The 25882-nt window shown below is 71.1% G+C and carries 23 protein-coding genes and 2 tRNA genes; 8 read left to right on the forward strand and 17 right to left on the reverse strand.

Annotated elements, in window-relative coordinates; translation table 11 throughout:
• The first annotated feature begins 6 nt into the window (after positions 1-6).
• On the forward strand, positions 7-612 hold the full coding sequence (gene rsmD, locus ABG085_RS10885; protein WP_347975763.1) for a 16S rRNA (guanine(966)-N(2))-methyltransferase RsmD: 606 nt from the start codon (positions 7-9) through the stop codon (positions 610-612).
• Here the strand turns inward: rsmD and ABG085_RS10890 are convergent.
• On the reverse strand, positions 601-1971 hold the full coding sequence (locus tag ABG085_RS10890; protein WP_347975764.1) for a serine hydrolase: 1371 nt from the start codon (positions 1969-1971) through the stop codon (positions 601-603). The genes rsmD and ABG085_RS10890 overlap by 12 nt on opposite strands.
• Positions 1972-2021: 50 nt before the next feature.
• Positions 2022-3017, reverse strand: a complete 996-nt coding sequence (thiL, locus tag ABG085_RS10895) for a thiamine-phosphate kinase (RefSeq protein ID WP_347975766.1) — start codon at positions 3015-3017, stop codon at positions 2022-2024.
• A 57-nt stretch (positions 3018-3074) separates the two neighbouring features.
• Between thiL and ABG085_RS10900 the strand changes: the two genes are divergently transcribed.
• The gene (locus tag ABG085_RS10900; RefSeq protein ID WP_347975767.1) at positions 3075-3584 is read left to right on the forward strand and encodes a DUF3515 family protein; all 510 of its coding nucleotides are present in this window, start codon (positions 3075-3077) and stop codon (positions 3582-3584) included.
• A gap of 70 nt (positions 3585-3654) precedes the next feature.
• Here ABG085_RS10900 and ABG085_RS10905 read toward each other — a convergent pair whose 3' ends face one another.
• The 7 genes from ABG085_RS10905 to ABG085_RS10935 all read right to left on the reverse strand — a co-directional run bounded on the left by ABG085_RS10905 (position 3655) and on the right by ABG085_RS10935 (position 11399).
• The gene (locus tag ABG085_RS10905) at positions 3655-4773 is read right to left on the reverse strand and encodes a D-alanine--D-alanine ligase family protein (protein WP_347975768.1); all 1119 of its coding nucleotides are present in this window, start codon (positions 4771-4773) and stop codon (positions 3655-3657) included.
• The gene (locus ABG085_RS10910; RefSeq protein ID WP_163617376.1) at positions 4673-5809 is read right to left on the reverse strand and encodes an NAD(P)H-dependent glycerol-3-phosphate dehydrogenase; all 1137 of its coding nucleotides are present in this window, start codon (positions 5807-5809) and stop codon (positions 4673-4675) included. The genes ABG085_RS10905 and ABG085_RS10910 overlap by 101 nt, the downstream gene beginning before the upstream one ends.
• Complete coding sequence (locus ABG085_RS10915) at positions 5799-6563, reverse strand: lysophospholipid acyltransferase family protein (RefSeq protein ID WP_347975769.1); 765 nt, start codon at positions 6561-6563, stop codon at positions 5799-5801. The genes ABG085_RS10910 and ABG085_RS10915 overlap by 11 nt, the downstream gene beginning before the upstream one ends.
• Before the next feature lie 4 nt (positions 6564-6567).
• Positions 6568-7950 (reverse strand): UDP-N-acetylglucosamine 1-carboxyvinyltransferase, encoded by a 1383-nt coding sequence (gene murA, locus ABG085_RS10920; protein WP_347975770.1) that lies wholly within the window; start codon positions 7948-7950, stop codon positions 6568-6570.
• A gap of 77 nt (positions 7951-8027) precedes the next feature.
• Positions 8028-8648, reverse strand: a complete 621-nt coding sequence (leuD, locus tag ABG085_RS10925; RefSeq protein ID WP_347975771.1) for a 3-isopropylmalate dehydratase small subunit — start codon at positions 8646-8648, stop codon at positions 8028-8030.
• A gap of 1 nt (position 8649) precedes the next feature.
• On the reverse strand, positions 8650-10122 hold the full coding sequence (leuC, locus tag ABG085_RS10930) for a 3-isopropylmalate dehydratase large subunit (protein WP_347975772.1): 1473 nt from the start codon (positions 10120-10122) through the stop codon (positions 8650-8652).
• Between the two features lie 206 nt (positions 10123-10328).
• Positions 10329-11399, reverse strand: coding sequence for a TerC family protein (locus tag ABG085_RS10935; RefSeq protein ID WP_347975773.1), 1071 nt, complete (start codon positions 11397-11399; stop codon positions 10329-10331).
• Between the two features lie 248 nt (positions 11400-11647).
• On the opposite strand from ABG085_RS10935, the gene ABG085_RS10940 reads away from it, so the two are divergent.
• Genes ABG085_RS10940 through ABG085_RS10955 form a run of 4 tightly spaced genes read left to right on the forward strand, consistent with a single transcriptional unit; the run spans position 11648 to position 14165 of the window.
• On the forward strand, positions 11648-12217 hold the full coding sequence (locus tag ABG085_RS10940; protein ID WP_347975775.1) for a sigma-70 family RNA polymerase sigma factor: 570 nt from the start codon (positions 11648-11650) through the stop codon (positions 12215-12217).
• Positions 12214-13428: a DUF4349 domain-containing protein gene (locus tag ABG085_RS10945; RefSeq protein ID WP_347975776.1), complete on the forward strand. Its 1215-nt coding sequence runs from the start codon at positions 12214-12216 to the stop codon at positions 13426-13428. The genes ABG085_RS10940 and ABG085_RS10945 overlap by 4 nt, the downstream gene beginning before the upstream one ends.
• Before the next feature lie 21 nt (positions 13429-13449).
• Positions 13450-13812, forward strand: coding sequence for a DUF202 domain-containing protein (locus tag ABG085_RS10950; protein WP_347975777.1), 363 nt, complete (start codon positions 13450-13452; stop codon positions 13810-13812).
• Complete coding sequence (locus ABG085_RS10955; protein ID WP_347975778.1) at positions 13809-14165, forward strand: DUF202 domain-containing protein; 357 nt, start codon at positions 13809-13811, stop codon at positions 14163-14165. The genes ABG085_RS10950 and ABG085_RS10955 overlap by 4 nt, the downstream gene beginning before the upstream one ends.
• A 77-nt stretch (positions 14166-14242) precedes the next feature.
• Here the strand turns inward: ABG085_RS10955 and ABG085_RS10960 are convergent.
• Both ABG085_RS10960 and ABG085_RS10965 read right to left on the reverse strand, forming a co-directional pair.
• A tRNA-Glu gene (locus ABG085_RS10960) sits at positions 14243-14315 on the reverse strand.
• 42 nt (positions 14316-14357) lie between these two features.
• Positions 14358-14433 (reverse strand) — tRNA-Glu (locus tag ABG085_RS10965).
• A gap of 119 nt (positions 14434-14552) precedes the next feature.
• Here ABG085_RS10965 and ABG085_RS10970 point away from each other — a divergent pair.
• Entirely contained in the window at positions 14553-15191 is a 639-nt protein-coding gene (locus ABG085_RS10970; RefSeq protein WP_347975779.1) for an MBL fold metallo-hydrolase, read from the forward strand.
• A 130-nt stretch (positions 15192-15321) separates the two neighbouring features.
• Here ABG085_RS10970 and ABG085_RS10975 read toward each other — a convergent pair whose 3' ends face one another.
• The 4 genes from ABG085_RS10975 to ABG085_RS10990 form a co-directional block, all read right to left on the reverse strand.
• Positions 15322-15591: an HPr family phosphocarrier protein gene (locus ABG085_RS10975; RefSeq protein ID WP_347975780.1), complete on the reverse strand. Its 270-nt coding sequence runs from the start codon at positions 15589-15591 to the stop codon at positions 15322-15324.
• Positions 15592-15654: 63 nt separating this feature from the next.
• Positions 15655-17736, reverse strand: coding sequence for a fructose-specific PTS transporter subunit EIIC (locus ABG085_RS10980; protein ID WP_347975781.1), 2082 nt, complete (start codon positions 17734-17736; stop codon positions 15655-15657).
• A 33-nt stretch (positions 17737-17769) separates the two neighbouring features.
• Entirely contained in the window at positions 17770-18726 is a 957-nt protein-coding gene (locus ABG085_RS10985; protein WP_347975782.1) for a 1-phosphofructokinase family hexose kinase, read from the reverse strand.
• Positions 18723-19502 (reverse strand): DeoR/GlpR family DNA-binding transcription regulator, encoded by a 780-nt coding sequence (locus ABG085_RS10990; protein WP_347975783.1) that lies wholly within the window; start codon positions 19500-19502, stop codon positions 18723-18725. The genes ABG085_RS10985 and ABG085_RS10990 overlap by 4 nt, the downstream gene beginning before the upstream one ends.
• A gap of 86 nt (positions 19503-19588) precedes the next feature.
• Here ABG085_RS10990 and ABG085_RS10995 point away from each other — a divergent pair, with 86 nt between their 5' ends.
• Entirely contained in the window at positions 19589-20515 is a 927-nt protein-coding gene (locus tag ABG085_RS10995) for an aminoglycoside phosphotransferase family protein (RefSeq protein ID WP_347975784.1), read from the forward strand.
• A gap of 25 nt (positions 20516-20540) precedes the next feature.
• Here the strand turns inward: ABG085_RS10995 and ABG085_RS11000 are convergent, their stop codons facing one another.
• Complete coding sequence (locus ABG085_RS11000) at positions 20541-22517, reverse strand: serine/threonine-protein kinase (RefSeq protein WP_347975785.1); 1977 nt, start codon at positions 22515-22517, stop codon at positions 20541-20543.
• A 137-nt stretch (positions 22518-22654) separates the two neighbouring features.
• Positions 22655-25840 (reverse strand): MDR family MFS transporter/patatin-like phospholipase family protein, encoded by a 3186-nt coding sequence (locus tag ABG085_RS11005; RefSeq protein WP_347975786.1) that lies wholly within the window; start codon positions 25838-25840, stop codon positions 22655-22657.
• Between the last annotated feature and the right edge of the window lie 42 nt (positions 25841-25882).

A 25882-nucleotide genomic window follows, 5' to 3' on the forward strand; every position in this document is an offset into this window, starting at 1 on the left:
GAAGCTGTGACACGCATCATCTCCGGGCGCGCCGGCTCGATCGTGCTCGACGTCCCCGACGCGGGCACACGGCCCACGAGCGACCGTGTCCGCGAATCGCTCTTCGGCGCGCTGGAATCCGCCGATGTGCTGCGCGGTGCGGCCGTGCTCGACCTCTACGCCGGCTCGGGTGCACTCGGGCTCGAGGCGGTCAGTCGGGGCGCGGCATCCGCGGATCTCGTCGAGAAGTCACCGCGGGCGGCGGCAGTCGCCCAGCGCAATGCCGGGCGCGTGGCCAAAGCCGTCGGCACCCAGGTCGCCCTCCGCGTGCACCGCAGCGCCGCCGATGGGTTCCTGCGGACCGCCCGTGGCCCGTTCGACATCGTGTTCCTGGATCCGCCCTACGACGTCGGCGAGCCCGAGCTCTCTGCGACTCTCGCTCTGCTCGTCCCGGTGCTCTCGGGCGACGCCGCGGTGATCGTCGAGCGCGCCTCGCGCTCGCCCGAGCCTGCGCTGCCGCCCGGGCTCGTCGCGACCCGTTCCAAGCGCTACGGCGACACGACGCTGTGGTGGGCGACCCGAGAGGCGGAAGCAGGCGCCGCCACCGACACCGTCACCGGGTCAGCCGACTGACGACGCCGCCTCGCCGGCGGCGGTCGTGGCGGGCTCCCCGCTCCAGACATCCGGTCCGTCGAATCCGACATCGCGGGTGATCGTCAGCCCACCGCTCGGCGATACGCGGATCCGGAACGTCACCGCGTCTTCGAGCACGCGCAGCAGCGCGATGAAATCGTCTCCCTGCCAGCCTCCGGATACCGCGACCCGGTCGCCGAACCATTCGCGTTCTCCGTCGAGTGCGAGTTCGCCGACGGCCCATTCGTGCGGCGCGCAGGCGAGCTCGATCCCGTTGATCACCAGACACTCCCGCCCGATCCGCAGTCGCGCGATCGGTCCTGCGGTGTAGGCGTACTCGAGCTCCGTGTCGCGCCGCGCGCCGCCCGCCGGCGGGATCACGAGGGGCGCCGGAAGGGGAGCCGCGGCTTCTACGGTGTCGAACGCGGGCAGCAGCTCGTTCCAGATCGCAGCGGCGGGCGGGCCCATGTCCGCCAGCCCTCCGGTGATCGCCACGACCGCATCCTGCTCGGGCAGCACGATGACGTACTGGCCGAACGCCCCGTCGCCGCGGTAGGCGCCGTCGGGACACCGCCAGAACTGGAAGCCGTACCCCTGCTGGTCCCAGGCACCGCTCGCCGGGTCGCCGTTGGCGATCTGCGAGCTCGTCGCGAGGTCGATCCACTCCGCCGGCACCAGCTGATCGCCGCGCCATTCACCGCGCTGCAGCAGCAGCTGCCCGAACGCGGCGAGCTCCTCGGCGCGGATCATCAGGCCGTAGCCGCCCGCGTCCACGCCGGTCGGGCTCTGCAGCCACCACGGCTCCTGGAAGCCGAGCGGCGCGAACAGGCGCGGCGCGAGATAGTCGCTCAGCCGCTCACCGCTGCGGCGCTGCACGATCTCGGACAGGACGTAGGTGGCCGCGGTGTTGTACAGCCAGTGGGCTCCGGGCGGGAACTCCAGTTCGGCGGCGAGCGCCTCGCGGGCCCACTCGTCCGAGGCCTGCCAGTCCGGCTCTGCGGCGTGCCCCGTCGACATCGTCAGCAGGTGGCGGACGCTCAGCGCGCCGAGATGCGGTGACGGCTCCTCGGGCACGAGGTCGGGCAGCAGCTCGACGACGAGGTCGTCGAGCGCGAAGAGTCGCTCGTCGATCGCGAGCCCCACGGCCATCGACGTGAAGCTCTTGCTCACCGAGTACATCGCGTGCGGAGCATCCCGTTCATAGGGCGCCCACGTCGCCTCGAGCACCACATGGCCGTGCCTGATCACGGTCACCGTGTGGACGTGTCCGATCGCGTCGAGGGCCGACACGAGGCGCGCGAGTGCTGCGGAGGGAACCCCCTGGTCTTCGGGCCGCGATCGCGGCAGCAGATCGGTCATCGTGCCCACAGTAGCGGCGAGCCCGACATCGGCTCCCGGCCGGGTGGCGCTCAGCCCGTGCGGGCGTCCCAGTCGTGATAGGGATCCCAGCCACCGCGGCCTTCGAACGGTCTGCCGTCGACGAGGACGGCGTGCTCGCCACGCGCCTGCACCGTGCCGACGCGCACGAAGCCCCGCGGCAGCGCCCGGCCGGCCGGGAAGGCCGCCAGCAGCGCGTGGTCCTCGCCACCTCCGAGCGCCGATGCGGGATCCGCGCCGACGAGCGACGATTCCAGCGCGAGCGTGACACCGGATGCCGCCGCCAGCCGGGAGGCGTCGAGCACGAGGCCGTCCGAGACATCCATCATCGCCGTGGCCCCCGCGTCCGCGGCATCGGGACCCAGCCAGACCGGAGGCGACGGCCGCAGCTGCGCGACGAGATCGGTGAGCTCCTCCGGCTCGAGCACGCGCTCGTCGACGGGGATCGGCGAGCCTGCGGCATCCGTGAAGCGCTCGAAGAGGATGCGCAGGCCCCGCGCCGCTCTGCCGAGCTCACCCGCGACCGCCACGACGTCACCCGCCCGCGCACCCGAGCGGAGCACGGGTGCGCGTCCCGCCAAGGCGCCGAGCGCCGTCACCGCGACGGTGAGGGTGTCGGATACGGTGAGGTCGCCGCCCTCGACCCGGCAGCCGGGCGCAAGATCGCGACAGGCGGCGCGGAGGCCGTCGGCGATGCCGGTGACGAACGACAGCCGCGTGGCGTCGGGCATCGCCAGCGCCACCAGCAGTGCGGTGGGCGTCGCACCCATCGCGGCGACGTCGGCGAGGTTGACGGCGGCCGCCTTGTAGCCGAGGTCGAAGGCGCTCGACCAGGCGAGCCGGAAGTCGGGGCCGTGGACGAGCGTGTCCACGGTGGCGACCACGCGGCCGTCGGCGGCCGCGATCACGGCGGCGTCGTCACCCGGACCGACGAGGGCGTTCGACTCGCCGAGCCGGTCCAGGATGCTGCGCAGAATGGTCCCCTCGCTCAGCTCTCCCACCGTCGGATCCCCGCGCTCGTCGTCCACCCCACCACGCTACCGCCGGCGGCGAAGCCGTCCGCCGCGCCGGGTTAGCCTGGAGCGGTGCGTGTTCCTCCCTCCCCGGTCGCGATCCGACTGGTCGCGATCGGATTGGCGGCCGTCGCCGCGATCGGCCTGACGGGGTGCACCTCGACCGTCGACCTCGATCCGGCCGAGTCGGCGAACGACCCGCTGTGCGCGGAGATCACGTCGAACCTGCCCGGGACGGTCAGCGGACAGCCCCGACGGTGGACGGACGCCCAGGCCACCGGCGCGTGGGGCGAACCCGCGAAGGTGCTGCTGACATGCGGCGTCGAGCCTCCAGGGCCGACGGTGCTGCGGTGCGAGAGCGTGGCGGGCGTCGACTGGATCATCGACGACTCCGACGCGCCGCGCTTCCGGTTGACGACGTTCGGCCGCACCCCCGCCGTCGAGATCTACCTCGACACCACCGCCGATGAGGCCGGCGAGGGGGCGTCCAGCCGCGACGTCCTGGATGCGCTGTCGCCGATCGTGAGCGTGCTGCCGGTCGACGGCGAGTGCCTCGAACGCGGCGCCACGCCCGCCCCCTGACACGCCGGCGCTCGGGACGGCGCAGACCACGCCGACGCACGGCTCGGCCGGACGCCGGCCAACGCGGGCCTCAGCGCGCGTTCGCGGTCGCCGTCACGCGCGTGGTGCGCTCGAGCGCCGTGTCGACGAGCTCGGTGATCAGCTGCGGGTACGACACACCCGAGGCGATCCAGCACTTCGGGAACATGGAGATCGGGGTGAATCCCGGCATGGTGTTCAGCTCGTTGACGTAGAGGCCGTCGTTCGTCAGGAAGAAGTCCACGCGGGCGAGTCCCTTGCCGTCCACCGCCTGGAACGCACGGATGCCGAGCTCCTGGATCGCCGAGATCTCGGCGTCCGTCAGGTCGGCCGGACAGACGACCTCGGCACCCTCGCCGCCGAGGTACTTGCCCTCGAAGTCGTAGAACTCCCGTGTCGTCAGCACGATCTCGCCGGGCAGCGATGCGCGGGCGATCGCGCCCCCGCGCCCCTCGAGGATCGCCACCTCGACCTCGCGGCCCACGATGGCCGACTCGATGAGCACCTTGTCGTCCTCGGCGAACGCCAGTTCCAGGGCTTCCGCGAGCTCGGAGGAATCATGCACCTTCGAGACGCCGACGCTCGACCCCGCGCGCGCAGGCTTGACGAACGTGGGCTCGCCGAGGGCTGCGGCATCGGCTCGCACACCCTCGGGGTCGCTCTCCCAGCGCGCACGGGTGACCGTCACCCAGGGCGACACCGGCACGCCGGCGGCGGCGAGCACGATCTTCATGAAGTGTTTGTCCATGCACAGCGCGGAGTCCAGGACACCGCCGCCTGCATACGGGATGCCGAGCGTGTCGAAGAAGCCCTGGACGGTGCCGTCCTCGCCGTGCAGGCCATGGAGGATCGGCAGCACCACGTCCAGGCGGCCGAGCTCGTCCACCGAGCCGTCGGCCCGGCGCACGCGCAGCGTCCGGTCGGCGCCGCCTTCGGGCCACACGACGCGCGTGCCGTTGTCGACGACTTCGGGCAGCCGGTCGGCATCGAGCGCGAACTTGTCGGGATCGTCGTCCTCGAGCACGAACACGCCGTCGCGGGTGATCCCGATCGGGATCACCCGGTAACGGTCACGGTCGATCGCCCGGAGCACCCCGCCCGCCGTTGCGGAACTGATCGAGTGCTCGCTGGATCGACCGCCAAAGAGCACCGCCACCGCCGGCTTGTCCATTCGTCGTCCTCTCGCCCTGGGGGGTGTCGTCGTCTGTTGTGAGATGCGGCGCGATGTCGCGCGGATTCATGGTGCCGTCCAGCACCATCTTGACCTGCTCGACGATCGGCATCTGCACGCCCACTTCTCGTGCGAGCTGCAGGATGGGCGCGACCGAAGCGAGCCCCTCCGCCGTCTGGTTCATCTGCTTGACCACGTCGTCGAAACGATATCCCTGGCCGAGCAGGCGTCCCGCCGTGTTGTTGCGGCTGAGCGGCGACTGGCACGTCGCGATGAGGTCGCCGAGGCCCGCGAGGCCCTGGAGGGTCTCGGGCTGGGCGCCGAAGGCGACCGCGAAGTCCGTCATCTCGACGAGACCGCGCGTGATGATCGACGCCTTCGTGTTCTCGCCGTAGCCCACGCCGTCCACGATGCCGATGGCGACCGCGATCAGGTTCTTGAGCACGCCGCCGAACTCGGTGCCGATCACGTCGGTGTTCACGAACGTGCGGAAGTACTGGTTGCGCGCGCGGCGGGCGACCGCCTCCGCGGTCTCCTGGCTGGTCGACGAGATGACGGCGGCGGTCGGCTGCTCGCGCGCGATCTCGAGGGCGAGGTTGGGTCCCGAGGCGACCGCGATGCGCGCGGGATCGCAGTGCAGCTCCTGCTCGATCACCTGGCTCATGCGCAGGCCGGTGCGCCGCTCGACGCCCTTCATCAGCGAGACGATGGGCGCGTCGCTCTGCGCGATGAGCGGCCGCACCGCCTTGAGGTTCTGGCGCACCGCCTGGCTCGGAATCGACAGGTAAACCTGCTCCGCGCCCTCGAGCGCCTCCGAGAGGTGGTGGGTGGCGTGCATGTCGCGCGGCAGGTTGATGCCCGGAAGGTACTCGCTGTTGCGCTTGCCCTCCTGGATCTCGCTCGCCAGCTCCGGGCGACGCGCCCACATGGTCACGTGCGCACCGCCGTCGGCGAGGATCTTGCCGAACGTCGTTCCCCAGCTGCCCGCGCCGACCACGGCGACGCGCGGGCGCGCGGCATCCTGCCTACGGCTCAAGGCGCCCCGTCTCCTTCTGGCCGTGATCGGCCGGGTTCCAGCGCTCGGGCGGTGCCGGCTCTCCGCGCAGCTGCGAGAGCAGGCCCGCGATGTCGGCCATCACCACGTCGGTCGCCTCGACGAGCGCCGACTGCGAAGACGCCCGTCCGACGTAGGCCGACAGGTCGACGGGGTCGCCGATGACCACGCGCACACGGCGGCGCAGCGGCCAGAGCTTGAGCTTGCCGTAGCGCGGCAGCACCTGCTGGGCGCCCCAGTGAGCCATCGGGATGACAGGGATGCCGCCGGCCAGCGCGAGACGGACGGCGCCGGTCTTGCCACGCATGGGCCACAGCTCGGGCTCGCGGGTGAGCGAGCCCTCGGGGTAGACGATCACGCCGCGACCGTGCTCTACCAGGGTCTCGGACGCCTCGAGCGTCGCGCGGGCCGAGGCGGCGGAGGCGGCGCGCGCGACCGGCACCATGCCCGTCGCCCTCAGCGCCCATCCCAGCACGGGCACGCGGAACAGGCTCTCCTTCGCCATGAACCGGGGCGCCCGGCCACTGCGCCACACCGCGAGTGCGACCACGAGGGGGTCGACTTCACTGAGGTGGTTCGGTGCGAGGACGTAGGCCCCGTCGCGAGGCAGCTTCTCCTGGCCGTCGATCTCGAGCTTGAACAGCAGGCTCAGCAGGGGCACCACGATGGCCGCAAGCGGCCAGAAGGCGCTCGGACGCGTCTTCTCGGGGGATGCGCGCCGGCGTTTCGTCGCCACCGGGCTATCCGATGACGTCGAAGTCGGCGCCGAGCATGTCGAGCTTGGCGAGGAACTTCTCGTACCCGCGCCGGATGATGCCGACGTTGCGCACGATCGACTCGCCCTCTGCCGCGAGTGCCGCGATCACGTAGCTGTACCCGCCTCGCAGGTCGGGGACGACGACGTCGGCGCCATGGAGCGCGGTCGGCCCGTTGATCACGGCGGCCTGCTCGAGAGCGCGCCGGGGAACGCGGCGTCCGACCGTGTCGAGACCCTGGGGATGCACCACGATGTCGGCGCCCATCAGGTTGAGCGCGTCGGTGAAGCCCAGACGGTTCTCGTACACCGTCTCGTGGACGGTCGAGGTGCCTTCGGCCTGCGTGAGCGCCACGATCAGGGGCTGCTGCCAGTCGGTCATGAAGCCGGGGTGCACGTCGGTCTCGACCACGACGGGCTTGAGCGCGCCGCCGCGGCGGAACTGGATGCCGTCCTCCCGGACGTCGAACCAGCCTCCGGCCTTGCGGAACACGTTGAGGAAGGTCAGCATCTCCTGCTGCTTCGCCCCGCCGACGAAGATGTCGCCGTCGGTGGCGAGAGCGGCGCAGGCCCAGGACGCGGCCTCGTTGCGATCGAAGATCGCGCGGTGGTCGTAGCCCTGCAGCGTGTCGACACCCTCGATGAGGATCACGCGGTTGGGCTCGTACGAGATGATCGCGCCCATCTTCTGAAGGACCGCGATGAGATCCATGATCTCGGGCTCGATGGCGGCGTTGCGCAGCTCCGTCGTGCCCTTGGCCTTGACCGCCGTGAGCAGCACCTGCTCCGTCGCGCCGACACTCGGGTAGGGCAGCTCGATGTTCGCACCGTGCAGCCCCTGGGGCGCCGTGATCCGGATGCCCTCGTAGCTCTTGTCGACGACCGCCCCGAACGCGCGCAGCGCGTCCATGTGGAAGTTGATCGGCCGGTCGCCGATGCGGCAGCCGCCGAGGTCGGGGATGAGCGCCTCGCCGAGCAGATGCAGCAGCGGTCCGCAGAACAGGATCGGGATGCGCGACGCTCCGGCGTGGGCGTCGATCTCTTCGAAGTGGGCCGACACCGCGCCGCTGGGGTCGAAGTGGAACGTGCCCTCTTCTTCACCCTCGTCGACCCGAACGCCGTGGACCTCGAGCAGCGAGCGGACCACATGCACGTCGCTGATGTCGGGGACATCGCGCAGGGTGCTCGCGGTCTCGCCGAGAAGGGCCGCGACCATCGCCTTGGTGACGAGGTTCTTCGCGCCCTTGACCTCGACCCGGCCGGTGAGCGGCCGCCCGCCCCTGATCGCCAGGACTTCTCCGGTCACTTCCTGTTCCTCCGCTTCGGCGGCTGTGCTCTCGCCGGCGGCGACATTCAGAAGTGGCTTCATCCGGGTGGTCCTCACTTGGTGTGCACGAGGGGGCTTTGAGAGGGTCGCGCGCCCGGGTTGTGGGCGCACGGCCCGGCTTACGGGACGGGGAGTGTCCGCGGCCGCCACGCCTCTCGGCGAGCCTCGAACTGCGCGATCTTGTCTTCGTCGCGCAGCGTGAGCCCGATGTCGTCGAGCCCTTCGAGAAGCCGCCACCTAGTGTAATCATCGATCTCGAAAGCGAATTCCAGGCGCTCCGCGGAACTCGCTGCCGGGTCGCCGATCGTCGCCGTGCGCGCCGAGAGGTCCACCGTCATGGTGACACCGGGGTTCGCGTCGATCGCCGCCCAGGCGGCCTCGAGGTCCGCCTCGGAGATCACGCCCGCCACGAGCCCCTGCTTGCCGGCGTTGCCGCGGAAGATGTCGGCGAACCGCGGGCTCAGCACGACCTTGAAGCCGAAGTCGCGGAGGGCCCAGACGGCGTGCTCGCGGCTCGAGCCCGTGCCGAAGTCCGGCCCGGCGACGAGGATGCTCGCGCCCGCGTAGGCCGGCTGATTGAGCACGAACCCGGGGTCCTGACGCCAGCTGGCGAACAGCGCGTCTTCGAACCCTGTCTTGGTGACCCGCTTGAGGTATACCGCCGGGATGATCTGGTCCGTGTCGACCGCCGACCGCTTCAGCGGGGCGGCGATGCCGGTGTGCGTCGTGAACGCGTCCATGTCAGGCCTCCGAACCCTGTGCGGCGGCTGCGACAGCCGTGGGAAGATCGCTCGGGCTGGCGAGACGGCCCATGACGGCGGTCGCCGCGGCGACCAGCGGCGACACGAGGTGCGTACGCCCGCCCTTGCCCTGACGACCTTCGAAGTTGCGGTTGCTCGTCGAGGCGCAGCGCTCGCCCGGCGCGAGCTGGTCGGGGTTCATGCCGAGGCACATCGAGCAGCCGGCGAAGCGCCACTCGGCGCCGAACTCCTGGAAGACCTTGTCGAGGCCCTCGGCCTCCGCCTCGAGGCGGACGCGCGCGGATCCGGGCACGACCATGACCCGCACCCCGTCCGCCTTGCGGTGACCCTGGATGACCGATGCGAACGCGCGGAGATCCTCGATGCGGCTGTTGGTGCACGAGCCCATGAAGACGGCGTCGACGGGCACCTCTTTGAGCGGGGTGCCGGGGGCGAGGTCCATGTACTCGAGGGCACGCTCGGCGGCGGCCCGCTCGTTGGCGTCGGCGAAGTCGTCGGGCGACGGCACGGCGCCCGACAGCGACACGCCCTGCCCGGGGTTGGTGCCCCACGTGACGAAGGGCTCGAGCTCGTTCGCGTCGAGGAACACCTCGGCGTCGTACACGGCGCCCTCGTCGCTGGGGAGCGTGCGCCAGTAGGCGACGGCATCCTCCCAGTCCTGGCCCTGCGGCGCATGCGGGCGGCCCTTGACGTAGTCGAAGGTGATGTCGTCGGGCGCGATCATGCCGGCGCGGGCACCGGCCTCGATCGACATGTTGCACATCGTCATGCGCCCCTCCATCGAGAGGGAGCGGATGGCCGAGCCGCGGAATTCGAGCACGTAGCCCTGGCCGCCGTTGGCGCCGATCTTCGCGATGATCGCGAGGATGACGTCCTTGGCGGTCACGCCCGGCTTCAGCTCGCCCTCGACCGTGATCGCCATGGTCTTGAAGGGCTTGAGCGGCAGCGTCTGGGTGGCCATCACGTGCTCGACCTCGCTGGTGCCGATGCCGAACGCCATCGCGCCGAACGCGCCGTGCGTGGAGGTGTGGCTGTCGCCGCACACGACGGTGATGCCGGGCATCGTCAGGCCCAGCTGAGGACCGACGACGTGGACGATCCCCTGCTCCTTGTCGCCCAGCGAGTGCAGGCGCACACCGAACTCCTCGGCGTTGCGGCGCAGCGTCTCGATCTGCGTGCGGCTCGTCAGATCGGCGATCGGCTTGTCGATGTCGAGCGTGGGGGTGTTGTGGTCCTCGGTCGCGATCGTCAGGTCGAGCCGGCGCACCGGACGGCCCTCCGCGCGCAGGCCGTCGAACGCCTGCGGGCTCGTGACCTCGTGCACCAGGTGCAGGTCGATGTAGATGAGGTCCGGCTGGCCGTTCTCGCCGTGGACGACGACATGGTCGTCCCATACCTTTTCGGCCAGGGTGCGGGGGCGATCGGGGATGCCGGACGCGTCGGTGATGCTCATTGCTTGTCGTTCTCCTCTGTGGGACTGTGCCCGCATGGGGTGGGCCCGCGACGAACTCCGCGACGAGAGAGGCCTGGAAACTAGGACTCGTCGCGGCCGCTAAGGAGAAGGCGAGCGATCCGCACGGGGCCAGATTACCACTCGACCGCACGACACCGGGTCGCGTCCGACGTCGGTGGACGTCAGGCGCGACCCGGGGAGTGCGATCAGCGGGCGTCGTCGTGCGGCTGCTCGACCGTCGGCGGCGTGCCCTTCTCGTCCGCGACGACGGCGGCCGCGGCATCCGCATTCGCCGCCTTCTTCTCGCGCGACGACGCGATGAGACTCGCGATCGTCGCCACCGCCATCGAGACCACGATGACGGCGAGGGACATCCAGGTGGAGATCTCGGGGGCCCACTCGATGTGCTCGCCGTTGTTGATGAACGGGAGCTCGTTCACGTGCATCGCGTGGAAGACGAGCTTCAGGCCGATGAACGCGAGGATGAACGCGATGCCGTAGTGCAGGTAGCGCAGGCGATCGAGCAGGTCGCCGAGCAGGAAGTACAGCTGACGCAGGCCCATGAGCGCGAAGATGTTCGCCGTGAAGACGATGAACGCGCTCTGGGTGATGCCGAAGATCGCCGGGATCGAGTCGATCGCGAACAGCAGGTCGGTCACACCGATCGCCGCGAACACGATGATCATCGGCGTCCACATCTTCTTGCCGTCCACGATCGTGCGGACCTTGGCGCCGTCGTAGTGATCGCTGATGTCGATCGTGCGGCGGAGCAGGCGGACCACGAAGTTCTCCTGCTTGACGTCGGAGTCGTGGTCGCCGCCCGGGAAGGCCTGCCGCCACGCGGTCCAGACCAGGAACGCGCCGAAGATGTAGAACACCCAGCTGAACTGCTCGATGATCGCCGCTCCCGCGAGGATGAACAGGCCACGCAGCACCAGCGCGATGATGATGCCCACCATCAGCACCTCCTGCTGATAGCGGCGCGGCACCGCGAACTGCGACATGATCAGCACGAAGACGAACAGGTTGTCGATGGACAGGCTGTACTCGGTGAGCCATCCGGCGACGAACTGGCCGGCGTACTCGGGGCCGGCGATGACCCACATCAGGCCGGCGAAGATCAGCGCCAGACAGACGTAGAAGACGACCCACAGGGTCGACTCCTTGGTGGAGGGGATGTGCGGACGTTTGAGGATGATCAGCAGATCAGCCAGGAGGATCAGGGAGAGGATCACCAAGGATCCGATTTCGAACCACAGCGGGAGTTCGAGGTCCATTCAGGGCCTTTCGGAGGGATGTGCAGCGGGGGTCGGTCGAAGCCGAAAGTCTCTCCCCCGCCGGCCGATCGGCCTGCGTCGCACACCCGGGGTCACTCTGTCGGGACCCGTGATGACGGATGCGCGGTGTCGGGATACTCCCTCTCGCTCGCAACAGAATACAGGGTGGGGATGCCGGGTCCGCGTGCCCTGAGACGATCCCGCCCGTGCGGACACTGACACAGTGAGAGACAATTCGGAGGATGGGCATGCCCGACGACGACCTGCCGCACGGCGCCACCGGCGACGCTGAGCTCGTGGTGCTGGCTGCGGGCGGGAGCGAGCACGCCTTCCGCACGCTGTACCGGGCTTATGTGCGCCCGGTGTACTGGATGGCGCACGGGCTGGTCGGCAATCCGGCCGACGCCGAGGAGGTCACCCAGGAGACGTTCCTCGTCGCCTGGCGCAAGCTCCCCGAGCTCGAGCTCGCCGGGGACTCGCTCCTGCCGTGGCTGGCGACGATCTGCCGATTCCAATCCGCCAACCGCGTGCGCCGGCAGCGACGCGACCGTGTGCACACCGCGGCGGCTGCCGATGAGGAGCTCCCGTCGACGGTCGACGTCGAGCAGCAGGTGATCGACGAGCGGCTCGCCGACGCGATCCTGCGGGAGGTCGCCGGTCTCGGCGAACTCGATCGCGCCATCTTCCGGCTGTGCGCCACCGAGGGCTACGCCTATCAGGCCGCCGCCGATGAGCTCGGCGTCGCGCACGGCGTCGTCCGCAACCGTCTCTCCCGTATCCGCACCCGGCTGCGGACCGTTGTGAAGGAGAGCACATGAACACGCAGTCCCCGGTGCCCGAGGCATCCGAACCCCTGCCCGAGCTCAGCGCCCAGCGCATCGACGAGATGGAGGACGCCCTCTTCGCCGACATCGCGCGGGAGCGCGCCCGCGGATCGGTCCGGCGCACCCGCCGCGGTCGTCTGTGGATCGCGGGCGGCGCTGCGGCCGCGGTCATCGCGGTGGCCGCCCTCATCGCCCCCTCCGTCGGCTCCCTCGTCGGAACCGCCGGCGGCACGGCCGAGGAGTCCGCCGTCGCACCCGCCGATTCCGTTGCCGGCTCCGACGGCGCCTCCGACTCGGCCACCGACCAGACGAGCGAATCCGCGCCCCTCACCATCGCCCCCGATGCCGCTGAGGGCGACAAGGCCACCGGCGCGCAGCTGGACAGCGGGCTCGACACGGACCGCGACATCATCACGACCGCCTCTGCCACCGTGTCCGTCGACGAGGTGGATGCCGCGACGCGCTCCATCGCCAACTCCGCCGTGGCGCACGGCGGCTACGTCGAGTCGATGAGCGTCGGCAGCGACGGGAGCGTCTACCCGGTCTCGCCGACCGATGGCGGCATCGTCTACGACACCATGCCTTACCCTCCCGCCCCGACGGACGGCGCGTGGATCACCGTCCGCGTGCCCGCCGACCAGCTGCAGGACGTCGTCGACGAGCTCGAGGACGTCGGCGAGGTGACCGCCACGAACCTCTCGCGGCAGGACGTGACCGAGCAGACCATCGACCTCGAGGCACGTATCGAGGCCGCACAGGCATCCGTCGACCGTCTCACCGCACTCATGGCTCAGGCGCAGTCCGTCGCCGATCTGATCTCGGCCGAAGCGGCGCTGTCGGAACGGCAGGCCATGCTGGAGTCCTACCAGCAGCAGCTGGAGATGCTCGACGATCAGGTCGCGATGTCGACGCTGTCCGTCACGGTGGTGCCGGACATCGAGCCGGTCACCGCGGATCCGGCCGGCTTCGGCGACGGCCTCGCCGCCGGGTGGAACGGGCTCGTGGCGACACTGAACGGCATCGTGATCGCGCTCGGCTTCCTTCTCCCCTGGCTCGCGGTGGCCGCCGTCGTCGCACTCATCGTGTGGGGCGTCGTCCGGCTCGTGCGCGGCCGGCGCCGTCGTCGAGCGGATGCCGCTCCCCCGGCGTCCTCCGGTGACGAGCCCGCGCGACGCGATCCGTCGAGAACCGCCGATCCGTCCTGACGGGTCGAATACTGTGAAGCGGTGACGCGCAGCAGATTCCCCGGCTCGGTCTACCGCACGGGCACCGAGCCGGATCCGCGGTTCAGCCTGGCCAACGAGCGGACCTTCCTGGCGTGGAACCGCACCGCCCTCGCGCTCATCGCGGGCGGGGTTGCGCTCGAGGCGCTCGGCCTGGACCTGCAGCCGTCGCTGCGGCTGGCGGCATCCGTGATCCTCATCGCCGCGGGGCTGGCGGTGCCGGTGCTCGCGTGGTTCGAGTGGGCGCGGACCGAGCGCGCCCTTCGCGCGGCGACGCCGCTGCCGGGGTCGGCCACGAGCATCGCACTGGCCGTCACCATCGTCGCGGTGGGCGTGCTCGTCCTCCTCGGAGTGATCCTGCGATGAGCGAGCGGCGGCTCTTCGACCCGGGCCTGCAGCCGGAGCGCACCGAGCTCGCATGGCGGCGCACGGCCCTCGCGATCGGCGTCGGATCGCTGCTGGCGCTGCGCGTCCTGCCGTCGATCGCCACCGCGCCGGCCGCGCAGCAGCTCCTGCTCGCACCGGGGATCGCCGGCGTCGCCTTCGCGGTCCTGCTCTGGGCCGGGGCGCGCGCGCGGCACCGTGCCGTCAATCGCGCGCTTCTCGACGACCGACCCGCCGACCTGCCCGACGCGCGCCTGCTCATGACGCTCACGCTCTTCGTGGTGGGCTGCGGCGTGGTCTCGGCCGTGATCCTCGTCGTGGTCGCCACCACCTGAGAGAGCTTCTCGCGCCACGGGAGCAGAAACGGCTCGAGGCCCCGGATCCTGGCGGATTCGGGGCCTCGAGCGGGTTGTGACCCCAGCGGGATTCGAACCCGCGTTACCGCCGTGAGAGGGCGGCGTACTAGGCCGCTATACGATGGGGCCGCATAGCCTGTCGCCAGCCGAAGCTGGGACGTGTTGCCTGACTGGTGACCCCAGCGGGATTCGAACCCGCGTTACCGCCGTGAGAGGGCGGCGTACTAGGCCGCTATACGATGGGGCCGTTCAGGCAACCGTTCGATTATGCCACGTCGCGCATGCCCGCTCCAAATCGTCGCGGGTCCGGCGCCTGACCGGGGACGCGGCTTGCTCCAGCGGCAGCGGGGCGGTTGACTCGTGGACATGCGAGTCACGAAGTTCGAGCATGCGGCCCTCACCATCGTCGACATGGGCAGGACGCTGATCATCGACCCCGGTTCCTTCACCGCCCCGCTGGGCGAGCTCGAGGACGTCGTGGCGATCGTGGTCACGCACGAGCACGCCGATCACTGGACCGCTGACCACCTCGATCGCATCCTGGGCATGTTCCCGGGCACGCCGATCTTCGCTCCCGAGGGCGTGAGCAAGGCGGCCGCGGCGTACGACATCACCGTGGTGCACCCCGGCGACGTCGTCGAGGTCGACCCGTTCCGTCTCGAGTTCTTCGGTGGCCGCCACGCGCTGATCCACGAGTCCATCCCCGTGGTCGACAACGTCGGCGTCCTCGTGAACGACGACTTCTACTACCCGGGCGACTCGTACGCGGTTCCCGAGGGCCGCTCCGTGAAGCTCCTGGCCGCGCCCGTCGGGGCGCCCTGGCTCAAGATCGGCGAGGCGATGGACTTCGTGCTCGCCGTCGCACCGCGGCGTGTGTTCGCGACCCACGACATGACGCTGTCCGTCTCAGGGCGCGATATGGGCCGGGCGCGCCTCGGCTGGGCCGCCGAGCAGCACGGCGGTGAACTCGTGGTCCTGAACCCCGGAGACACCACCGAGAGCTGAGCCGGCGTCCGCGAACGCGGACGAAGGCCCCCGCGCCCGAGACTCCAGCCGCCGCGCCGGCGGCGGCTGGAGTGGGCGTCAGGGGCCTTCGTTCAGCGATATCGACGTCGCGAGCGTCGGGACGCGTGGACTACTGCGCGTCGAGGTCGGTCTCGAGCAGGGCGACCAGTGCGTCGAGGGCCTCCTCCGCACCGTCGCCCTCGGCCTTCAGCGTCACGACGGTCCCCTGCGAGGCGCCGAGGCCCATCAGCGACAGGATGCTGCCGGCGTTGAGATCTGCGCCACCCTCGACGGCGATGGTCACGGGGACGGACTGCGCCTGCACGGCCTGCACGAAGAGCTTCGCGGGGCGCGCGTGGAGTCCCGAGCTGCTGGCGATGGTGGCCTGACGTTCTGCCATGGTTCTCTCCTGTCTGCGTCGAACCTCTGCGGCCGACGCTTCCGATTCTGTCGGACGCGGGCGTCAGGCCGCCACGGGCACGGCGGACTCGATCGCTTCGGCCTGCTCGAGCTCCTTGCGGCCGACCCACTTCTTCAGGGCGACGACGATGAGGGCGGTCACCACGGTTCCCGCGGCGATCGCCACCAGGAAGCCCCAGATCGGCTGGATGGCGAAGAGCACGAACACGCCGCCGTGCGGGGCGAGCGACTGCACCGCGAACGCCATGCTCAGGGCGCCGGTCACCGCGCCGCCCACCATGGAGGCGGGGATGACGCGCAGCGGATCCGCGGCGGCGAAGGGGATGGCGCCCTCGCTGATGAAGGCAGCACCGAGCAGCCAGGCCGCCTTGCCGTTCTCGCGCTCGACGGGCGGGAACAGGTTGCGGGCGAGGACGGTCGAGGCGAGCGCCATGGCGAGCGGCGGCACCATTCCCGCAGCCATCACCGCGGCCATGATGTAGTACGGCGTCGGGTTCTCGGGCGAGCCGGCGGCGAGTCCCGCCACGGCGAATGCGTACGCGACCTTGTTGATCGGACCGCCGAGGTCGAAGCACATCATGAGGCCGAGGATGACGCCGACGACCACGATGCCTGCCGTGCCGGCCAGATCGGTGAGCCAGACGTTCAACCACTCCATCAGCGTCGCGATGGGGCGTCCGAGGAACAGGATCATCAGCCCGGAGGCCACGATCGAGGCCAGCAGCGGGATGATGACGACCGGCATCAGCCCGCGAAGCCAGCGGGGCACGCGCCACGATCCGATCCACCAGGCGGTGACTCCGGCGAGCAGACCGCCCACGATGCCGCCGATGAAGCCGGCGTTCATGAGCACGGCGACCGCGCCGGCGACGAAGCCGGGCGCGATGCCCGGACGGTCGGCGATCGCGAAGGCGATGTAGCCCGAGAGCGCCGACACGAGGAAGCCCATCGACGTGGCCCCGATCATGAAGAACACCGAGCCGAGGTACTGGCCGAGCGGCCCGTAGTTCGAGGTGATCTCCTCGGTCGGCAGATCCCACAGCGAGTTCTGCACGATGACGTTCGCGGCGTTGTCGGTGACGTTGTAGCCGCCCAGGAGGAAGCCGAGGGCGATGAGGAGTCCACCGCCGGCGACGAACGGGATCATGTAGCTCACACCGGTGAGCAGGATGCGCTGGATGCGGGCACCCCACGACAGCTTCTCCGCGGGCGCGGATGCGACCGCCGCCGCCTCGCCGCCGACGCGCGTCGCCGACGGGCTCTTCGCCGCGGCCACCGCCTCGGCGATGAGCTGATCGGGCTGCTCGATGCCGCGCTTGACGCCGGAGCGGACGACGGGCTTGCCGGCGAACCGCTGAGGTTCGCGCACGTCGACGTCGGTCGCGAAGATGACGGCGTCCGCGCCCTGGATGACGTCCGCAGGCAGGGCCTGGTATCCGCTCGAGCCCTGCGGTTCGACGACGAGGTCGATGCCCGCCTTCTTGCCGGCCGCGGTCAGCGCGTCGGCCGCCATGAAGGTGTGGGCGATGCCGGTGGCGCACGCCGTGACGGCGACGATGCGGGCAGGGCGGCCGTCCACGGCGAGACCTGCCGCAGCGGCGGGTGCGGCATCCGTCGTCGCAGCCGTCGTCGGCGACAGCGGCGCTGCGGGCGCCGCCGCGGGAGCCGGGGCGCCCTCCCCGATCGCCGTCTGCACGATCGCCACCACCTCCTGGTCGGTCGTCGCCGCGCGCAGGCCCGCGGTGAAGTCCGCCTGCATGAGGCTGCGCGCGAGCTTGGAGAGCACGGCGAGGTGCGCCTCGGCCGCATCGGCGGGCGCGGCGATGAGGAAGACCAGGTCGGCGGCGCCGTCGGGGGCGCCGAAGTCGACGCCCGGCTTCAGTCGCGCGAAGGCGAGCGACGGCGTCGTCACCGCCGCGCTCTTGGCGTGCGGGATCGCGATGCCGCCGGGAAGCCCGGTCTCGTCCTTCTCTTCGCGGGCCCACGCGTCGTCGAAGAGGGCCTGCGCGTCGGTTGCGCGACCCTCTGCGACCACGCGTGCGGCGAGGGAGCGGATGACCTCGGACTTGTCGGCGCCCAGGGCGGCGTCGAGGCTGACCAGGCCTGGGGTGATGGTGTCGGACACGGTGACCTCCTGCGGTCGTCGAGTGGGGTGGTGCTAAGGAAGGCGGGTGACGGTCACGTCGCCCGCTGGTAGGTCTGCGGGCGTCGGCGCCTGCGAGCCGGGAAGGGATGCCGCGGCCGCCCCGTACCGGATCGCATGACGCAGGCGCTCCTCGGGGCGTGCCTGTCGCGTCGCGGCGAGCACGTAGCCGGCCAGCGAGCTGTCGCCCGCACCGACGGTGCTCATCACCCGGATGGGAGGCGGCCCCGCCGTCCACGCGCCGTCGGCGGTGACGAGCACCGCGCCCTGCGCGCCGAGCGTGACCAGCGCGGCCCCGACGCGAGCCGGCACGAGCGATCGCGCCACGGCGAGGACCGCGGCGGGGTCGGTGCTCTCGAGTCGGGTGCCGGCGAGTTCGGCGAGCTCATCGTCGTTGGGCTTGATCAGGTCAGGCGCGCCCTCGGCCACGACGGCCGCGAGGGCCGGTCCCGAGGTGTCCACGGCGATCAGCGGGGCTGCGGCGCCGTGCGCCTCCCGCACGGCACGGGTCACCCGGACGTAGAAGTCGTCGGACACGCCGGGAGGCAGCGAGCCCGCCAGGACGAGCCAGCCTGCGTGGGCGGATGCCGCCACCGTCGCGTCCACGACGGCCGCGACTTCGTCCGGCGAGAGCCGCGCGCCCGGCAGGTTGAGCTTGGTCGTGACGCCGGCGGGATCCGTGATCGCCAGATTGGCGCGGACCCGGCCTCCGACCGGCACGAGACAGGTGTGGAGTGCGGACTCGAGGAGCGTCGCGTCGCGGAGCAGGGCCTGGAACGGGTCACCGGGGGCGAGCGGCACCACGGCGGTGCACTCCTCCCCCGCGGCCGCGACCGCGCGGGCCACATTGATGCCCTTGCCGCCGGCGTCCTCCCGGGCAGAGTCCGCGCCCTGCACTTCGCCGACCTGCAGCGACGCCGGCAGTGTGAGCGTCCGGTCCAGGGACGGATGGGCGGTGAGTGTCACGATCATGCGAGCCAGACCTCCACATCGGCCTCCGCGAGCGCGTCGGCCAGTTCGGCGTCGGGTGCGGCATCCGTGACGAGCACGTCGATGTCCGACAGCGAGGCGAACCCGACGAGCAGCTCTGCGCCGAGCTTCTCGGCGTCCGCGACGACGACCACCCGGCGCGCCGACGCGACGATCGCGCGTTTCACCGCCGCCTCGTCGGGATCGGGCGTGCTGAGGCCGAACGTCGCCGACACGCCGTTGGTGCCGACGAACGCCACGTCCGGGCGCAGTCCTGCGACCGCCCGCACGGTGTCGGCACCGACGGCCGCGGCCGTGAGACCGCGCACCCGCCCGCCCACGAGCGAGAGCGAGGCACCGGGGACGGCGGCGAGCGCGTGACCGAGGGTGAGCGAGTGGGTGACGACCTCCATGTGCCCGCGTGCGACGCGCGGCGCGAGCGCCGTGGCCACGGCAGCGGTGGTCGTGCCGGCGTCGAGGAAGACCGAGCCGGTGAAGTCCGGACCGAGCGCATCGAGAGCGCGCCGGCCGATGGCCTCTTTGGCGCGGCCGTGATGCTCGAGGCGCTCGGCGAGCGAAGGCTCGCGCGTGCTGGCGCGCTCCCGCCCGACGGCGCCGCCGTGCACGCGACGCAACGCGCCACTGGACTCGAGGTGATCGAGGTCTCGGCGGATGGTCTCTGTGGTGACGTCGAAGCGCTCGGCGAGTTCGACCACACCCACCCGGCCCTGCGCAGCCAGCAGCAACTCGATCTGCTCGTGGCGCTCCGTCGCGTACATGTGCGAACCCTTCGTTGGATTCCCACACAATACAACGCATTCCCACACAAACACAACCCCTTCGTGCCGCCCGGTATCTTCGTACGGTGCCAGCCAAACCCGCCGCCGAGATCCTGATCGACAGTCGCCTCGTTCGCAGCCTGCTGGCCGCCCAGGCCGCCGAGGCGATCCCGGGTGCCTCCGAGCTTCCCCTCGAGAAGGTCTCCGAGGGCTGGGACAGCGAGGTCTGGCGGCTCGGCGACGCCTACGCCGTGCGTCTTCCTCGTCGCGCACTCGCCGCGCCGCTCGTGCTGCACGAACAGGCGGTGCTGCCGGGTGTCGTCGCGCGGCTCGCCCCGACAGGCCTGCGCGTTCCCGCGCCCCTCGTGAACGGCACCCCCGCCGAGGGCTTTCCGTGGGCGTGGTCGGTCGTGCCGTGGATGGAGGGCGAACGCGCCATGGATGAGTCCCGCGCCGCGCGCGGATCCTGGGCGCCGACGCTCGCCCGCGGGCTCGCCGCTCTCCACGTCGACGCGCCGGAGGAGTATCCGGTCAACCCGTTTCGCGGCGCCCCCCTCGCGACGCGCGCCGACGCCGTTGCGGAGCGCCTGCGCACCGTTCGCGACGCCGGCACGCTGAGCGCGCCATCCGCCACCGGACTCGAGACGGTGTGGCGGGCCGGTCTGGCGGCGGCCGCCTGGGATCGCCCGCCGGTGTGGATCCACGGAGACATGCACCCCGGCAACCTCGTGACCCATGAGGGCGCGCTCGTCGGGATCATCGACTTCGGCGATGTGACGGCCGGCGATCCCGCATACGACCTCGCGATCGCGTGGCTCGCGTTCGACGCCCAGGGACGCCGGCGTTTCATCGCCGCCTCGGCATCGCACTACGACCCCGACATCTGGGTCCGCGCCCGGGCATGGGCTGGCGCCGTCGCACTCATGCTGCTCGGCCACAGCGACGACAACCCCGACTACTTCGCGCTGGGACAGGATGCCGCCGCCGAGGTGATCGCCGACGACACCGTGTGAGGCGATCCCCGCCGGCGCGGCCGGCTCACTGGCTGCTCAGCACCTCGGTCGCCGCGATCTTCAGCACGCCACCCTCGTCGGTGAAGCGGTACGCGGTGACCTCTTCCGCCACCCGGCCGTCGCGGAAGTAGTAGGTCAGCGTCGCCTGCCCGGTGTCGGGTCCCGTGGCGCGGACGTCGGAGATCGAGACGTCGGAGATCTGCGACCAGAAGGCGTCGTACCCGCCGCGGCCACCGGCATGATTCTCCTGATAGTCGGCGGTCATCAACGGCCAGGCGCTGTCGCGATTCTCCGGCATCATCGCGTAGTACCCCGAGATCGTGTCGACCACGCGCTGCTCAGGCGACACCGGCGCGGGCTCCGGTGTCGGCTCCGCTTCGGGCGGCGCCGACTCAGCGGGCGCGGGCGCGACGACCTCGGGTTCGGGCGTCTCCTCGGCCGGGCTCGTCTCCTCGGCCGGGGTCGACACCGAGGTCGGTGCGGGCGTCGGATCCGCCTCCGGCTGGACGCCCGGCCACAGCAGGCTGAACAGCAGGACGGCACCGACCCCCACCGCCCCCAGCAGGATCAGCGCGCCGGCGATGCGACCCCGACGACGGCGGCGCGGAGGCCGGGGAGGCTCGTCAGGAGGGGGCGCGGTCGTCCATGACGGCGCGGTGCCGATCGCACCCACCGCCGCGCCGGCGGGCGCGGCCGGACGCAGCGGCTCCGTCTCGGCCGTCGGAGCCTCGTGCCGGGTGGGCTGATCGACGGCGATGGTCTTCCCGGTCGGCAGCCGGACGGTCGACGAGTCTGCGGGTAGCGGAGGAACGGGCGGTGGCCCGGGCGGAGACCCGGCAGCGGCGGGGAGCGTCGGCGGCGTAGGCGAGCCGGGATCCGGCTCCTCGAGCCCTCCGTCCTCGACCGGGATCGTCGGCGGCGTAGGCGAGCCGGAATCCGGCTCCTCGAGCCCGGCGTCCTCGACCGGGATCGTCGGCGGCGTAGGCGGGCCGGAATCCGGCTCCTCGAGCCCGGCGTCGTCGACCGGGATCGTCGACGACGCGTCGGCGGCGTGCGCGGTGGTCGATGGCGTGGAAGCGTCCTCCGCCACGGTCGCAGCGTCGGCGTCAGCGATCCCGCCGACGGCGGCCGCATCGAATCCGAGTGCGACGAGACCCACCGAGACCTCCCGGGCGGCGGCGCTCTCGCGATGCACGGACTCCAGCGCATCGGCGACCGACGCCATGGTCGGGCGCCGCTTGGGCTGGGAGGCGAGCATCTTGCGCAGCAGCGGCGTGAGCGGGCCGGCGCGCTTCGGTGCCGCGTACCCGCCTCTCGCGACTTTGTGGAGGAGGGCGATGGAGTTCTTGTCGGTGCCGAACGGCGGCTGGCCCTCGACCATCGCATAGAGGGTGGACCCGAGCGAGAAGACATCGGAGGCGAAGCTCGTCGGCAGTCCGCGCGCCACTTCAGGGGCGAGATAGGCCGGGGTGCCGTGGACCATGCCCGTCGCGGTGAGCGACGCGTCACCCAGGGCATGCGAGATGCCGAAGTCGCTGATCAGCGCCGAACCGTCGCCCGCGATGAGGATGTTCCCGGGTTTCACGTCACGGTGGACGATCTTGAGCGTGTGTGCGGCGGCCAGCGCGGACGCGACCTCCGCCCCGATGCGCGCCGCCGCGGCCGGCGAGAGCGGGCCGTGTTCGCGCAGGAGCTCGGAGAGCGGCGTGGACTCGATGAGCTGCATCACGATGCAGGGCTGCCCGTCGTGCTCCACCACGTCGAAGACGGTGACCGCGTGGGGGTGGTGCAGGCCCGCGTTGATCCGGGCCTCGCGCATCGCCCGATCCGTCGCGAGCTGGCGCTCGCCGTCGGTCAGCTCCGGCTGAGTACGCAGCATCTTCAACGCGACCGGTCGGCGCAGGCGCGAGTCCCAGGCCTGCCATACGATGCCCATCCCGCCCGCGCCCAGCATCTTGACGAGCCGATAGCGGTCGGCGACGAGGGCGGTAGGAGTACTCATGCGTGTGCCGCCCCTCGAACCTCCCGTGAAGGCTACGCCGCCTCCAGCGGTGTGAGAGGGGGTTGCGCCGGGCGGCTCCTTGTGGAAGGAGCGCTGTTCTCGCGACGACGTCGGCCGGCGGCTGACCCGCACCCGCGTCAGCGGACAGCGCCGCCGGACAGGTCGCCGCCGGTCTGGTCCAGGAGAGCCCGGGCGGCCGCGCGACCGGACTCGACCAGTCGGTCGAATTGGTCGAACTCCAGGAATCCGGCTCCCATCGAATGCGGGGTCAGGACCCATGCGCCCAGCCTCTGGGCGCCGGCCGCGTCTCCGCCGTTGATCAGGAAAGTGCGCATCATCGTCTCGCCCAGCGCAGGCACGCGCACCGGTCGCGGTGGCTGGCCAGGTGCGACAGTCCGGCCGCTGGCGGCCGAGATGTTCACGGCGATGATGGGGCCCTCTGCCCGTTCGGTCACGGTGTCGACCGGGAGGTTGTCGAGCACGCTGCCGTCGACGAGCAGCCGACCGTCGCTGACGATCGGCGTGAAGACCACCGGAAGGCGTGACGAGGCCTTGATGGCGTCGACCATGGGCCCGGCGCGGTGCACCACGGCCGACCGCTTGACGAGATCGGTGCTGACGCACCGGAATCCTCTCGGCAGTTCCTCGAGGCGCCAGTCCCCGTAGGTGCGCACGAGCGCCCGCTGCACCCGCTTGCCCCGAATGAGAGAAGTGCGCGGCAGCCCGTAGTCGCCGAACATGTCGTGCCGCACGAATTCACGGTAGGCCGCATCGCCGACCTCGGCCGCGCTCGCGCCGGTGGCGTAGAGGCCGCCGATGAGGGCGCCCATGCTGGTGCCCGCGACCCTGTCGACGTGTATGCCGGCCGCCTCGAGTTCGATGAGGACTCCGATGTGGGTGAGCGCCCGTGCTCCCCCACCGCCGCATACGAGCGCCAGCGATCTGCCCGCCAGCCTGTCCACCAGACCACGGATGGCAGGGGGTATCCCGGTGGCCGTCACATCGCCCTGTGTGAGTTCGCTGAAACGCCACGGATCCACCCCATCGAGCCACGCCTGCCGTGCCCGCCGCGTCGCGCTGTCGGCGTCGCCGATCAGGACGAGCTCCGGGCGACGTGCCATCTCAGGTCGGGTGTCGCTCGGAGAATCGGCCGTCCGGCCGACCAGCACCACGGTGTCGGCCTCGCGGACGCAGCGGGCGACCCAGTCGTCGTGACCGGCGGCGACGAGGAGGACCAGCTGATTCGCACTCTCGGCGCGATCGATCTCCTCGGGGGTTCGGGGGCCGCGCAGGACCTCGACTCGAAGATGCGCCGAAATGCCGCGATGCAGCAGCGCCGTCACCTCCTCGACCGGTGCGTGCGCATCCGCGCCGACGACCGCCACCAGGCTCGGACGTGCCGCATGACGCGTTGTGGGCGGGCTTGCGTCGGCGAGCTGATGCGCCAGGGCCGTCACCAGGGCAGAGAGTGCCGCCGGGTTCTGACCGATCGCCTCGTCGAGCACCGAGCGAGGCACCTCGAGCACGCGGCAGTCCCGCCGCGCCCGGATGGATGCCGAGCGCAGGCCGCCGGTGAGGAGAGCCAGCTCTCCGATCACGGCGCCCGGCCCCAGTTCGCGGACGACCGCTCCCCCGATGACGACCTCTGCGCGGCCGGCGAGGAGCACGAACATCGACGAGGCGGGAGCCCCCTGTTCCAGCATCCACTCACCCGCCGGCACGGTCCGCCGCGGAGCCGTGGCCTCGATGTGCCGACGGACGTCGGCAGGCAGCCGGCCGAAGAGCGATTCCTCGAGCGGCGGAAGGGTACGGCGCAGCAGCACATTGCGGTCCGCCGCCGGCTCTTGGAACTTCGAAAGATCCGTCGACTCGACCGCGAGGTCCTCGGTCGAAGACCGCACCCGCCCGAGGAACAGTGTGATCACGGCGCCCGCCATGAAGGACGCGATGCACAGCATCCAGCCCTCGCGGAGATCCTCCACGACAGTGAGCGGGGTGGGCGTCCCCAGGATCACCACCAGCAGCGCCACGCCGATCGTGCCGCCGGTCTGGCGGGCGCTGGAGATCACGGCCGAGGCTGTCGCGTAGCGTCCGCCCGGCTGGGTCGCGAGAGTGGATGCCGCCAGCAGCGGCAGCGTCGCGCCCACGCCGATGCCGCTGAGCACCTGACCGGGCAGCCATGCCCCCCAGAAGTCCGGCGTGACGTCGACCGCGGTGAGGTACCAGACGAATCCCAACCCCCACACGATGAACCCGGCGACGATGATCCACCGGTACCCGAAGCGCGTCGCGACGGGTTCCAGAGCGCCTGCGGTGATCGCGGCCACGAGCGCGCCGGGGACCAGCGCGAGGCCGGCCTCCAGGACCGAGTACTGCCAGACGTACTGCAGCCACAGCACGTTGGTGAGCAGGTAGGCGAAGAACCCGACGCCGGCGACGAGCGTCGCGATGTTGGCGACGAGGAATGGCCGGCTGCGCATCATGGCGAGATCCAGCACCGGCACCGGGTGCTTCATCGAGCTGGCGACGAATGCAGCGAACAGCACGAGGGCGCCGCCGATCACCAGCCACAGCGTGACGCTCGCGGCCCCCCACTCGTCGCCCTTGATGATCGCGAGGGTCGTCAGGCCCAGCGCCCCGGCGAGCAGGACGGCACCGCGCAGGTCGGGAATGCGCCGGCGTCCCGGCGCCCGGCTGTTCACGAGCAGGCGACGACCGAGCCACCAGGCGAGGATTCCCAGCGGCAGGTTGATCCAGAACGCCCAGCGCCAGCCGCCGGCCTCCACGAGGAGCCCGCCGATCGGCGGGCCGAGACCCGCCGCAACAGCAGCGGCTGCCGCCCACAGTCCAACGGCCCGCGCCCGCTTGCCCGCGGGAGCCCCCTCGATCACCACGGCCAGCGATGCCGGCACCAGCATCGCCGCGCCCAGGGCCTGCACCACCCGGGCGGCGACGAGCAGTGCCACCGACGGCGCCACCGCGCACGCCAGGGATGCCAGCGTGAACAGGACCACCCCGAAGAGGTAGAGCCGACGGCGCCCCATCACGTCGCTGAGACGGCCGAAGACGATCATGAACGACGCGAACACGATGTTGTAGGCGTTCAGCACCCAGGAGATCGTGCCGATGGACTCGTCCGGGAAGTCCTCGCGCATGCTGGGGAACGCGATGTTCACGATCGTCGCGTCGAGGAACGCCAGCAGCGCCCCGAAGGACGCCACGAGCAGCACGGTGCGCCCGGGGATGCGGCTGCCCCGCACCACGGGGCGCGGCGCTTCGCTGAGCGGTCCCGAACCGGCATCAGCACGAGACTCGATCGCCATGGGGTCAGCATGCGCGAGGGAAGCCCATCGAAACCTCAGTGA

The organism is Microbacterium sp. ProA8 (assembly GCF_039905635.1).
Lineage (GTDB): Bacteria > Actinomycetota > Actinomycetes > Actinomycetales > Microbacteriaceae > Microbacterium > Microbacterium chionoecetis.